Source organism: Magnetospira thiophila (assembly GCF_054657015.1).
The window spans coordinates 1,157,818-1,170,072 of the sequence record NZ_BAAHXF010000002.1; the positions used below are offsets into that span (position 1 = coordinate 1,157,818).

A 12,255-nucleotide genomic window follows, 5' to 3' on the forward strand; every position below is an offset into this window, starting at 1 on the left:
TGATACAAACATATGATCCCTTGCTTGTCATTGCACGGTCTCTGGCCTTATTCATAGGTCATTCAAATTTCGGAGCCCCCCTTGGCCAAAGCCTCTCACCAGTATGTCTGTCAGCAATGCGGCGCGTCTTACCCGAAATGGGCGGGCAAGTGCGAGGCTTGTGGGGCGTGGAATTCGTTGAGCGAGGAACAGGCTCCGGAGTCGGCGCCGAAGGGGCTGGGCAAGGGCAAGGGGCGGCGCATATCCTTTGTCGAACTGAGCGGGCCCATGAGCAACACGGCCCGCAAGACCACCGGCATTGCCGAGTTTGATCGGGTGTGCGGCGGCGGGCTGGTGCCCGGTTCGGCGCTGCTGGTCGGCGGTGATCCGGGAATCGGGAAATCCACATTGTTATTGCAGGTCACGGCGGCACTGAGCGGCGATCAGAGCTGTGCCTATATCTCCGGCGAGGAATCGGTTGATCAGATTCGCCTGCGCGCCGCCCGCCTCGGCCTGTCGGAAGCCAATGTGCAATTGGCCGCCGCGACCAGTGTGCGCGATATCGTCGCCACCCTGGAAGGTCCCGACGGCCCCGACGTGGCGATCATTGATTCCATCCAGACCATGTATCTGGACAACCTGGATTCGGCGCCGGGCACGGTGGGTCAGGTGCGCGCCTCGTCGCACGAATTGATCCGGCTGGCCAAGCGGCGCGGCATTACCGTGGTGCTGGTCGGCCATGTGACCAAGGAAGGGGCCATCGCCGGTCCCCGAGTGCTCGAACATATGGTCGATACGGTGCTCTATTTCGAAGGCGACCGGGGTCATCAGTTCCGTATTTTACGGGCGGTCAAAAACCGTTTCGGAGCGACCGACGAAATCGGCGTGTTCGAGATGACCGAACGGGGACTGGCCGAGGTGCCCAACCCCTCGGCCCTGTTCCTGGCCGATCACCGGGACGATGTGTCGGGGGCCTGTGTGTTCGCCGGGCTGGAAGGCTCGCGTCCGGTGCTGGTGGAACTGCAATCGCTGATCGCGCCGTCCACCATGTCGACTCCGCGCCGCGCCGTGGTCGGCTGGGATTCCGGACGGCTGTCCATGCTGCTGGCGGTGATGGAAGCGCGCTGTGGGCTGTCCCTGAGCGGCCACGAGGTCTATCTGAACGTCGCCGGGGGATTGCGCATCGGCGAGCCGGCGGCGGATCTGGCGGTGGCGGCGGCGCTGGCCTCTTCGGTCAGCGGCCAGCCGGTGCCGCCGGGTACCGTGGTGTTCGGAGAAATCGGCCTGTCGGGGGAAATCCGCGCCGTCGGTCGGGCCGATGCGCGCCTGAAGGAAGCGGCCAAACTGGGCTTTACCCAGGCCATCATCCCCAAACGGCGGCACCGGGACGGCGACGCCGGACCGTCCGGAATCGCCTTGCGCGAGGTCTCCCATCTGGATGACCTGCTCAGACTGTTTGACAATGGCGCGAGCCTGTCGCAGGGTGCGGGCGCGGTCTAGGAAAGAGGGCTTATGGAGAACCTGCCGGTCAATGCCATCGACATCGCTGTCGCGCTGGTCCTTTTGCTGTCGGGGATGCTCGCCTACAGCCGGGGATTCGTGCACGAAGTGCTGTCCATCGCCGGTTGGCTGGGGGCCATTTTCGTCACCATCTATGGCCTGCCCCTGGTCCGCCCCTATGCGCGCGAATTGATTCCCGTGGAATTGGCCGCCGATCTGGCCGCCGGGGCGGTTTTGTTCATTGGCAGTCTGGTCATTCTGTCCCTGGTCTCGCGGGCCTTGTCCCGCGGCGTCCGCGACAGCGCCCTGAACGTTCTTGACCGCTCGCTGGGATTCCTGTTCGGTCTGATTCGTGGCGGTGTTTTGGTGTCTCTGGCCTGGATCGCCCTGGACTGGGCCGTGCCGCCGGAGGAACGCCCCAGTTGGGTGACCGAAGCACGCTCCCTGCCGCTGGTGGTCGCCGGTGCCGAGGCGCTCAAGCGCTTGGTGCCGGAGGATCTGGCCGCCAAGGGCGCGACCCAGGCCAACCAGACCCGCGACGACGTCAACCGGGCCATGGAAGCCGAAAAGGTCCTGCGTCAGGTGATCGACCCGCAGTTGCGACAAAACCCGGAGACACCGCCGTCCGGTTACGACAACCGGGAGCGCAAGGCTTTGGAACGGCTCATCCAGACCAATCAATAGTGACGGCCAGCGAACAGGACCATCCCATGTCCGATATACCGACCCCAGCCCCCTCCCCCGAGGATTTTCTGCCATCTGATCGACCGCGCGAAGAATGCGGGGTATTCGGTGTTTATGGGCATAAGGATTCCGCCCAATTGACCGCCCTGGGCCTGCACGCCCTGCAACATCGGGGACAGGAAGCTGCGGGCATCGTCGCCTACGACAAGGGACATTTTTTCACCCACCGGGCTCTGGGGCTGGTCGGCGATACCTTCAGCACCCAGGCGGTGATGGATCAGTTGGTCGGTGAAGTGGCCATCGGCCATGTGCGCTATTCGACCACCGGCGGCACCCTGTTGCGCAACGTGCAACCGATTTTTGCCGATTTCGCCTTCGGCGGCATGGCCATCGCCCATAACGGCAACCTGACCAATGCCCGCTCGGTGCGCAAATCGCTGGTCAACCGGGGCTGTCTGTTCCAATCCACCATGGACACCGAGATTATCATCCATCTGGTTGCCACCAGCCTCTATTCGACAGTGGTGGATCGGATGATCGACGCCCTGCGGCAATTGGAAGGGGCCTATTCCCTGGTCGCCCTGACCCGCAAGAAGATGATCGGTGTCCGCGATCCGTTGGGCGTTCGGCCGTTGGTCCTCGGACGTCTGGGCGAGGCGCTGATTCTGAGTTCCGAAACCTGCGCTCTCGACATCATCGGGGCCGAGTACGTGCGTGATGTGGAACCGGGCGAGATCATCGTCATTGATGAAACCGGCATGCGCAGCATCAAGCCCTTCGCGCCGACCAAACAACGCTTTTGCATTTTTGAATATGTTTATTTCGCCCGCCCCGACAGCGTGATGGAAGGTCTCAACGTGTACGGGGTACGCAAACAAATCGGTGTTGAATTGGCCCGGGAAAGCCATGTGGAGGCCGACATGGTGGTCCCTGTCCCCGATAGCGGCGTCCCGGCTGCCCTGGGCTATGCCGAGGAATCCGGCATCCCCTTTGACCTGGGTATCATCCGCAATCACTATGTGGGCCGCACCTTTATTGAACCATCGGACCAGATTCGCCATCTGGGGGTGCGGTTGAAGCATAATGCCAATGGGGCCTACCTGGCCAACAAGCGGGTCATTCTCGTCGATGATTCCATTGTGCGCGGCACCACCTCCATCAAGATCGTCGAAATGGTTCGCGCCGCCGGGGCCAAGGAAGTGCACATGCGCATCTCCAGCCCGCCGACCAGCAACTCCTGTTACTATGGCATCGACACGCCGGAAAAGGAGAAATTGTTGGCCTGCCGCATGGATCTAAAGGCCATGGCCGAATACATCGGTGTCGACAGCCTGGCCTTCGTGAGTCCGGACGGGCTCTACCGCGCGGTCGGCGAGCCCGGGCGCAATGCCGAGAAGCCCTGCTACTGTGATGCCTGCTTCACCAGCGATTATCCCACCAAGCTGACCGACCTGAAGGACAGCAATGGCATGCCCGAACAACTGACCCTGCTGACCGAAAGCCGATAAATGACTGAAAGCACGTCCTCCTCCGGTCGTCTGTCCGGACGCATCGCCTTGATCACCGGAGCCTCACGAGGCATTGGCCAAGCTGTGGCCCGTCGTTTCGCCGCCGAGGGAGCGCACCTGATACTGATGGCCCGCACCCAGGGCGCACTGGAGGAACTGGACGACGAATTGCGCGGCGCGGGCTTTGAGGCGCCAACCCTGGTCCCCCTGGACCTGCTGGATTTCGACGCCATTGATCAGGTGGCTGCGGCTCTTTATCAGCGCTTCGGGCGGCTGGATGTCCTGGTCGGCAATGCCGGACTGCTGGGCAGCCTGACCCCCATGCACCAGATCGAACTCAAGGAATGGGACAAGGTTCTGGGGATCAATTTGACCGCCAACTGGCGACTGATTCGTGCCCTCGACCCCCTGCTGCGGCAATCTGAAGCGGGACGCGCCATCTTCCTGACGTCCGGCACCACCAAGGCCCCCCGGGTCTATTGGGCGACCTACGGAGTCAGCAAGATTGCATTGGAATACATGGTCCGCTCCTATGCCCTGGAAGTGGAAAAAGTCACCGCCATCAAGGCCAATCTGATTGATCCGGGAGCGACCCGCACCCGCATGCGCGCCTCGGCCTATCCGGGCGAAAATCCCGACAGCCTGAAATCCCCTGAAAGCATCACCGATGCCTTTGTCGATTTGGCCGCTGCCGACTGCACCATGACTGGCGAGATCATCCGGCTGGATGGATCAGGAAATCCCGAGCATCCGGCGTAAAGCGGCAGCAATGGTTCGGGCATCGGCCAGGCCATCGTGGGCCCGACCCTGTGGCGACAGGTTCAGGCTGACCGACAGGGTATGACTGTCCACATGCTCAGGCTGTTCCAGTTTGGCAGAGATCCAGTTGGAGATATCGTAGGCGCTCAGTTGCGGCACCGTGATCCGGTGCAGGGCACAGTTTTCGCACAGAATATCATAATCATGCCCGTTGGCGACCCAGGCCCCGGCTCCGGCTCCGAAGTCGAGAAAGCGCTGCAATGCGGATGGGAAGCTGACCCCCTCCGCATCCAGGTCGGGCTGGGTGATTCCAGTAAGATTCGTGAAATAGGCGCTCAGTTGCGGATTTTTGATCGGATGGCAAAGAACAGTCAGGGCCTGTTTTTCCGTCAATCCCATTCGGCCATCCAGGCGCACCGCACCGATTTGGACGATTTCCCGATATTCCCCCGGCCTCGACCAGTCAAATTCCATGGAACCGGGCCAGGCGGTGAATTCCAGGTCATAGACGACAATATCGCCGAGCAGGGGAAAGGGCGCGTTCAAGGGGCCGCTCCGACTTTTTGCAATGATCCGATGTCCGGCAGTCATACAAGCATCGACGGCCAAAAGGATACAGGTATTATGGCCCGATGATCAAACCGACTCCCTTTCATCACCATGGCGGTGCCCTGGATGCGGCGGCCCAACGGACCGGGATCCCGGCCGCGCGATGGCTGGACTTGTCTACCGGTATCAATCCCCATCCCTATCCGGTGCCAACACTCGATCCGCAGGTCTGGAGCCGACTGCCCGAGCAAGAGTCCCTGGATCAATTCAAGGACGCCGTGGTGGCCTGCTATGGTCTCAACAGCCCGGAAGTGGTGGTCGCCACGCCGGGCACCCAGGCCGCCATTCAATGGCTACCCCGTCTGATTCCGCCAACCACGGTTGCCGTTCTCAGCCCCACCTATGGCGAACATGTCGCCTGCTGGCGTTTGGGCGGGCACAATGTGCTGACCATTCCCGCGCTCGAGCGTTTGCCCGAAGCGGCCCGGGTGCTGGTGGTCGTGCAGCCCAACAATCCCACCGGCACCCGCCAGCCCCGCGAAGACCTGCTCGATCTGGCCGCGCAAGGCGTTCTGGTGGTGGTGGACGAGGCCTTCGCCGATCCCCATCCGGAACTGTCCCTCGCACCGCGTGTCGGGTTCGAAAATCTGGTGGTGCTGCGGTCGTTCGGAAAATTCTTCGGGCTGGCCGGATTGCGCCTCGGCGTGGTCTTGGCCGTGCCCACACGGGCCCGCCAATGGGAGCGGGCCTTCGGTCCCTGGGCGGTTTCCGGCCCGGCCCTGACCATCGGCACCCAGGCCCTGGGCGATGGCCCCTGGATCGCCGCCACCCGCGCCGCCCTGAGCCGGGACAGTGAACGCCTCGCTGCGTTGTTGCAACAAGCAGGCCTGGAGATCATCGGCGGTACGGCGCTGTTCCAACTGGCCCGCCATCCCGACGCCGCGGCCCTGTTCGAGCGCCTCTGTCAGGCGGCGATCCTCACCCGCCCGTTTCCCGAGGCCCCGGACTGGCTGCGCTTTGGACTGCCGGGGTCGCCGGAGGATTGGCAACGATTGACTGAAGCGCTTCGTCTCCCTAGTCTCTAGAACAGCTTGCTGAAAAAGTCAGATTTAGCGGATGTCGCTCCTCATGCTTCGACACGCTCATGCTTCGACACGCTCAGCATGAATATATTAAATATTTTCAATAAGTTAGCATCACCCTGAGCCTGTCGAAGGGCGAGGCGGGACACTGAAAAACGGCTATTTCAGCAAGCTGCTCTCATGTTCGCTGTCAATGATTTCCGGCATGCCTTTACCTCCCGGTTTCACCCAGGCGCTGAATTTCAGCGGTGCCCATGGCAGGAGGCGGAGCTAATGTCAACAGTTGAGCAAGCTCATATGCGCGGGTTGGCTGCCGCATGACCGTGGTTTCGTCTTGGGGCTGCCTCGGTCTAGTGGACCGTGACCTTGTGACCGGCGTCCTTTGACAGGCCGCGCAGGTCCTTGTAGACCCCGACCAGCCAATCAGCGAAGCGCCGGAACGCCGGCCGCAGGTCCTCGCTCGGGGGCTTGCCGGTCATCAGATAGTCTTCGAACGCCCGCGCCCATTTTTCGTGCAGGGGGCGCAAGGCCTCAGTGTCGGTCGGGAACGTTTCGACACCCATCCAATCCAGCACGGATTTCCAATCGTCCCGAATCTGTTGCGGCGCATTGGGGTCAGCGGCGATGTCGCGCAGGATCTCCAAAAAGGCGTGACCGCTTTCATGGAGCAGGGTCGTGAGGTTCTTCTGCTCGAACAGGGAAATAGTGCGGGTGGCGGGGTTGTAGGAGCCGCGCTTGGTCTGGTAGAGAATCCGGGGATCTGTCCCGTGCCGGGCGGCTTGAAAGTAGATATGGCCGTCAGTGTCCTTGATACCAGACAACATCTCGCGTATATTTATGGATGAAGGCCCCTGGCCTGCCTTAGATGGTGCGGACCCACTTGGTAACCCGCCAACGGCAGCAGGGGCCTTTCTCTCGACCACAACATCATAAAGATCAAATAGCCCCGGCCTGACCTGGATTCCCGCCTTCGTCTGCTCAGCGACCAAGCGAATGACAGCAACCTTCTGCCCATCCCAAACCGGCACATAGAATCTGTGGTAGCTATCGACGTCCGGTTTTTCCGTAACCTTTCGGTTTGGTGTGCTCTCAATCAGAACAGACGCACCCAGCACATCAATAATGTTCTCGATCGATTTAGTCCGCACTCCAAAATCACTCCGACGAATTGGAGCGCCAGATCGGACAATATGCGAACGCCGACGGCTGCTTCGCAGGATCTGAACAATCTTGTCCTGGTCAGATGTCGGAATCTCAACTTCGGCCCATACCTTCAATTCCGCCATTAAGTCCTGTGGCGTCTGCGCGGAGTTCGGCAGCTTCGTCAGATCGACAACCGCTACTTGACGATTTTCGTCGACTCCGGCGTTGATAGCCTGCTCCAACCCGCCGTCTTCCGCCGTCGCCTCGCGGATCGCCTTGATGATCTCCTGGTTCGACATTTCGTTGATGTCGAGGCCGAGTTCATCCAGGACCCGCAGCAGGTCTTCGACGGGGGCGACGGTTGCGGCCAGGGCGTCCTGGTCTTCCTGGGTCCGCACGGGCCGCCCCATCCACTCGCTTTGAATGGCGTCCAGGATTTCCTGGCGGTCGGCATAGTCGCCATAGGTTCCGTCGCCCGGCATGTCCTTCAGCGCGTCCCGGCGCTCCAGGTTGTCCACGTCCTTGAGTCCGCCTTTCTTGAACAGCCCACGCGCCGCTTTCTCCCCGGGCCGAATGCCATAGTGCGCCAATTCGGCGGCCAGCTTTGATTTGGGGTCAACACCGCCAAGGCTGCGCAGGTGATCAAGTATTGGATAATCCGAGACTCCGGATGCTTTGGTCAGCCTGGATGAATCAACCCGCGCCCGCTCGATGATTCGCTCCAGACCGGCCTCGTCGCGTCGCACGGCCCCTTGGGCGATCTTGGCCTGGATGGTCGGCTTATATTGGGCGTAAAGGTCGGCAATGTTCCCATTGCTGCATCAACATGATTCAGATTGAGCGGAATTTGCCCTGGGACGTTCCTGCCACACCACTTCCTGACCCGGCATGGGGTCCCGGGGCACCATCAGGGACAGCCCCAATGACAGCGCCGCCATGCCGCTCCCGGCCAGGAACACATAACTGGGCGAGGCCAGCCACAGCAGGCCGAAAGCCGCCGGAATGACCACGGCGGCCACATGGTTGATGGAGAAACTGACCCCGGAGGTGGAGGCCATATCCGCCGGATCGGCGATTTTCTGAAAATAGGTCTTCAGGGAGATGGCCATGGAAAAGAACAGGTGGTCGATCACATAGAGGCCCACCGCGACCCAGGCCGTCTCGACGAAGGCGTAGGAGGCGAACACGCAGATCAACCCGACATATTCCAGCACCAGCACCCGCCGCTCGCCCCAATGGGCGATGAGTCGCCCGATTTTCGGGGCCAGATAACTGTTCAGGGTATGGTTGGCCAACAGCATCAGGGTCATGGCCGTCACATCGAAGCCGAATTTCTCGACCATCAAAAACCCGGCAAAGACGACGAAAATCTGCCGCCGCGCCCCGGACATGAAGGTCAGGGCGTAAAACAGCCAATAGCGACGGCGCAGGATCAACTTCTTGTGTTGCTCCACCCCCTGGGGGAATTTTGGAAACCAGATCCAGGCCAGCAGGGTCAGGATCACAGCGGCCCCGCCACCGAGCAGATAAACCCAGGGCATGCTGAGGCCAAAGAAGCTCACCGTGACATAGATCAAGGCGAAGGCACCGATGGTGGCCAGCGAGCCAACCGACATCAGCTTGCCCAGCACTTGCGGAGCGCGTTCCTTACCGATCCATTGCAGGGTTAGCGATTGGCGCACGGTCTCGAAATAATGAAAGCCGATGGACATCACCACTGTGGTCGCATAGAGCCCGACTTCAGTCGGAAAGAACCCCGTTGCCGCGGTGCCGATGCCCAACAGCAGCAAGGCCACCAGGGCCAGGGTCTGTTCGCGCATCAGCAGCAGCACGAACACCGCGCCGAACGACAAAAAGCCTGGAATCTCGCGCAACGACTGCAAGATGCCGATTTCACGACCGGTGAAGGCCGCCTGCTCGACAGCGAAATTGTTCAGCAGCGCCATCCAGGTGGCATGGGCCAACGGCAAGGCGATGGACAGCAGGAACAAGAACCCCTCGGGGCTGCGGGCCGCAATGCCCTTTCGCATCATGCGCCACCCAACGCCGCCGCGATGGCCTCCAGGGCCTGTTGCCCCTTGTCTGCGTCTGGGCCGCCCGCCTGGGCCATGTCCGGACGGCCGCCGCCGCCCTTGCCCCCCAGGGCCGCCGATCCGGCGCGCACCAGATCCACGGCGCTGAGGCGGTCGGTCAGATCGTCGCTGACCGCCACCACCAAAGAGGCCTTGCCGTCGCTGACCGCCACCAGAGCCACCACGCCGGAGCCAATCTGTTTCTTGATCTCGTCGGCCATGCCTTTGAGTTCCTTGGCCGGAACGCCGTCGAGCAGGCGCGGGGCGTATTTGACCCCGCCGACCTCCTGAACATCGCCGCCCCCACCACCGCCGGAGGCCGCGCCGGTAGCCAGTTTCTTGCGCAAGTCGACCACTTCCTTTTCCAGCCGCCGCCGCTCCTCGACCAGACTTTCCACTCGGTTCGCCACATCCGCCGGAGCCACCTTGAGCACCGCCGCCGTTTGCAGCAACAGCTTTTCCTGGGCTTCCATATGGGCCACGGCGGCCGCCCCGGTCAGCGCCTCGACCCGCCGCACCCCGGCCGCCACGGCGCTTTCAGAAACCACCTTGAACAGACCAATGTCGCCGGTGCGCCGCACATGGGTGCCGCCGCACAGCTCGGTGGAAAAAACACTGCCGTCCGCATCGGCCCCCATGGAGACCACCCGCACCTCGTCACCGTATTTCTCGCCGAACAGCGCCATGGCCCCTTGAGCGATGGCTTCTTCAGGGGTCATCAGGCGGGTCACCACGTCGGCGTTGCGGCGCACCTGGTCATTGACCCAGATTTCCGCGTCGGCCATTTCGGCGCTGTCCACCGGCTTGGGATGGCTGATATCGAAGCGCAGCCGATCACCGGAGACCATGGAGCCCTTCTGGGTCACATGATCGCCCAGACGGCGGCGCAAGGCTTCGTGTAGCAAATGGGTCGCCGAATGGTTGGCGCGCACTGCCGCCCGGCGCTGATGATCGACCCGCAGGCGCACGTCATCGCCCAGGGATACCCGGCCCTCGACCACCCGGCCCAAATGCACGTACAAATCGCCCAGCTTCTTTTGGGTATCGTTAATTTCGATTCGACCACCACCGGCCAGATAGATCGTGCCCCGGTCGCCCATCTGACCGCCGGATTCGCCATAAAAGGGGGTCTGATTGACCACCAGGGCGACCTCGGCCCCGGCTTGCGCATGGTCGACCCGCATCCCATCGACCACCAGCGCCACCACTTGACCCTCAGCCGTCTCGTTTTCATAACCGAGGAACTCGGTGGCCCCGATGTCCTGACGGATTTCAAACCAGACCTTGTCGGTGGCCGCGTCGCCGGACCCAGCCCAGGCGGCCCGCGCCTCGGCCCGCTGGCGATCCATGGCCGCGTTGAAGGCCACTTCATCGACCCCGATGCCGCGCCCCTTCAGGGCGTCCTGGGTCAGATCGAGCGGAAAGCCGTAGGTGTCATAAAGTTTGAAGGCGACATCGCCGGACAATTCGGCCCCGGCGGCCATGCCCCGGGTTTCCTCGTCGAGCAGGCCCAATCCACGATCGAGCAGTTTCTTGAAGCGGGTTTCCTCCAGCTTCATGGTTTCCTGGATCAGCGGCTGGGCGCGGTTCAGTTCCGGGAAGGCCTGTCCCATCTTGGCGGTCAGGGCCGGGACCAGACGCCACAGCAGCGGGTCCTGGGTGCCCATCATATGGGCATGGCGCATGGCCCGGCGCATGATCCGGCGCAGCACATAGCCGCGCCCCTCGTTGGACGGCAGCACCCCGTCGGCAATGAGGAACGAACAGGCGCGCAAATGATCGGCGATCACCCGATGAGAGATTTTTTGCGGACCATCTGGTTCGGTGCCAGTGGCCTCGGCCGAGGCCTCGATCAGCACCCGCAGCAGGTCCACGTCGTAATTGTCGTGGGTGCCCTGGAGCACGGCGGCGATGCGCTCCAGGCCCATGCCGGTGTCGATGGAGGGCCGCGGCAGATCGTTGCGCTGGTCCGCCGACACCTGTTCATATTGCATGAACACCAGATTCCAGATTTCGATGAAGCGGTCACCATCCTCGTCCGGCGAGCCCGGAGGACCGCCGGGGATATGATCGCCGTGATCGTAGAAGATCTCCGAGCAGGGACCGCAAGGCCCGGTGTCGCCCATGGCCCAGAAATTATCCGACGTGGGAATGCGGATAATTTTGCTGTCCGGCAGTCCGGCGACTTTTTTCCACAGATCGAACGCCTGGTCGTCTTCCGCATAGACGGTGACCAGCAACCGCTCCTTGGGCAGCCCGTATTCGCGGGTTACCAGTTCCCAGGCCAATTCGATGGCCCGGTCCTTGAAATAGTCGCCAAAGGAGAAATTGCCCAGCATCTCGAAAAAAGTATGGTGGCGGGCGGTGCGTCCGACATTTTCCAGATCGTTGTGCTTGCCCCCGGCGCGCACGCATTTCTGCGATGACGTGGCGGTGCTGTAGGGCCGCGACTCATTGCCGGTGAAGACATTCTTGAACTGCACCATCCCCGCATTGGTGAACATCAAGGTTGGGTCGTTGAGCGGCACCAGCGGGCTGGACTCGACGATCTCATGACCGTTGCGATGGAAAAATTCCAAAAACGTGCGGCGAATGTCGTTGGCGGTCTGCATGGCGGAATCCCGGCGAAGCCAATTGTTGCATGGGCAGGAGACGCTTTTACCGCGCCCGCGAAGGCCTGTCCAGCGCACCGACCCTTGCACCCCCTCGTGGAACCGCACAAAATGGCTCCAGATGTCATCGGCGGGAATGAACATGAGCAGCGGCTGGGGCTGTCCCCATGAAGATAAAGGTCAATGCACCAAGGTGCGCGGCCATGCCTGCGACCCGGCCATGAAGGGCTGCGTGCTGTTCGGCAAGTTCAAGACCGCCAACCCGGACAAGCAAAAACCCAAGGGTCTGAAGCTCAACCGGACAAAGACCAAGCCGACTGAACCGTAAGTCAAGCGGCCCCCTTACCTCGCGATCTTTCGACAAGCT

Annotated in this window: 10 protein-coding genes; 6 read left to right on the forward strand and 4 right to left on the reverse strand. The window is 61.8% G+C overall.

The window, feature by feature from the left end; translation table 11 throughout:
- The first annotated feature begins 81 nt into the window (after positions 1-81).
- The 4 genes from radA to ACYQ1P_RS15270 are packed head-to-tail and all read left to right on the forward strand — an operon-like array spanning position 82 to position 4,430.
- A complete protein-coding gene (radA, locus tag ACYQ1P_RS15255) occupies positions 82-1,479 on the forward strand; it encodes a DNA repair protein RadA (RefSeq protein WP_460021199.1) in 1,398 nt (465 codons plus the stop codon).
- A 12-nt stretch (positions 1,480-1,491) separates the two neighbouring features.
- Positions 1,492-2,163 (forward strand): CvpA family protein, encoded by a 672-nt coding sequence (locus tag ACYQ1P_RS15260; RefSeq protein ID WP_460021200.1) that lies wholly within the window; start codon positions 1,492-1,494, stop codon positions 2,161-2,163.
- Between the two features lie 26 nt (positions 2,164-2,189).
- Positions 2,190-3,671: an amidophosphoribosyltransferase gene (gene purF / locus ACYQ1P_RS15265; RefSeq protein ID WP_460021201.1), complete on the forward strand. Its 1,482-nt coding sequence runs from the start codon at positions 2,190-2,192 to the stop codon at positions 3,669-3,671.
- The gene (locus tag ACYQ1P_RS15270; protein WP_460021202.1) at positions 3,672-4,430 is read left to right on the forward strand and encodes an SDR family NAD(P)-dependent oxidoreductase; all 759 of its coding nucleotides are present in this window, start codon (positions 3,672-3,674) and stop codon (positions 4,428-4,430) included.
- Here the strand turns inward: ACYQ1P_RS15270 and ACYQ1P_RS15275 are convergent.
- Positions 4,404-4,976 (reverse strand): exonuclease domain-containing protein, encoded by a 573-nt coding sequence (locus ACYQ1P_RS15275; protein ID WP_460021203.1) that lies wholly within the window; start codon positions 4,974-4,976, stop codon positions 4,404-4,406. The genes ACYQ1P_RS15270 and ACYQ1P_RS15275 overlap by 27 nt on opposite strands.
- A gap of 86 nt (positions 4,977-5,062) precedes the next feature.
- Here ACYQ1P_RS15275 and cobD point away from each other — a divergent pair, with 86 nt between their 5' ends.
- On the forward strand, positions 5,063-6,064 hold the full coding sequence (cobD, locus tag ACYQ1P_RS15280) for a threonine-phosphate decarboxylase CobD (RefSeq protein WP_460021204.1): 1,002 nt from the start codon (positions 5,063-5,065) through the stop codon (positions 6,062-6,064).
- A 347-nt stretch (positions 6,065-6,411) separates the two neighbouring features.
- Here the strand turns inward: cobD and ACYQ1P_RS15285 are convergent, their stop codons facing one another.
- The 3 genes from ACYQ1P_RS15285 to alaS form a co-directional block, all read right to left on the reverse strand.
- Positions 6,412-7,950, reverse strand: a complete 1,539-nt coding sequence (locus ACYQ1P_RS15285; protein WP_460021205.1) for an LPD3 domain-containing protein — start codon at positions 7,948-7,950, stop codon at positions 6,412-6,414.
- Positions 7,951-8,025: 75 nt separating this feature from the next.
- Positions 8,026-9,234 (reverse strand): MFS transporter, encoded by a 1,209-nt coding sequence (locus ACYQ1P_RS15290; RefSeq protein WP_460021206.1) that lies wholly within the window; start codon positions 9,232-9,234, stop codon positions 8,026-8,028.
- The gene (gene alaS / locus ACYQ1P_RS15295) at positions 9,234-11,888 is read right to left on the reverse strand and encodes an alanine--tRNA ligase (protein ID WP_460021207.1); all 2,655 of its coding nucleotides are present in this window, start codon (positions 11,886-11,888) and stop codon (positions 9,234-9,236) included. The genes ACYQ1P_RS15290 and alaS overlap by 1 nt, the downstream gene beginning before the upstream one ends.
- Positions 11,889-12,030: 142 nt before the next feature.
- Here alaS and ACYQ1P_RS15300 point away from each other — a divergent pair, with 142 nt between their 5' ends.
- Positions 12,031-12,216, forward strand: a complete 186-nt coding sequence (locus tag ACYQ1P_RS15300) for a hypothetical protein (protein ID WP_460021208.1) — start codon at positions 12,031-12,033, stop codon at positions 12,214-12,216.
- The last annotated feature ends 39 nt before the right edge of the window (positions 12,217-12,255 follow it).

Coding starts and splice junctions, on each gene's coding strand:
- ACYQ1P_RS15300 (WP_460021208.1), top strand. CDS start 12,031: ATGAGCAGCGGCTGGGGCTGTCCCCATGAAGATAAAGGTCAATGCACC.
- ACYQ1P_RS15260 (WP_460021200.1), top strand. CDS start 1,492: ATGGAGAACCTGCCGGTCAATGCCATCGACATCGCTGTCGCGCTGGTC.
- cobD (WP_460021204.1), top strand. CDS start 5,063: ATGATCAAACCGACTCCCTTTCATCACCATGGCGGTGCCCTGGATGCG.
- purF (WP_460021201.1), top strand. CDS start 2,190: ATGTCCGATATACCGACCCCAGCCCCCTCCCCCGAGGATTTTCTGCCA.
- ACYQ1P_RS15290 (WP_460021206.1), bottom strand. CDS start 9,234: ATGCGAAAGGGCATTGCGGCCCGCAGCCCCGAGGGGTTCTTGTTCCTG.
- alaS (WP_460021207.1), bottom strand. CDS start 11,888: ATGCAGACCGCCAACGACATTCGCCGCACGTTTTTGGAATTTTTCCAT.
- ACYQ1P_RS15270 (WP_460021202.1), top strand. CDS start 3,672: ATGACTGAAAGCACGTCCTCCTCCGGTCGTCTGTCCGGACGCATCGCC.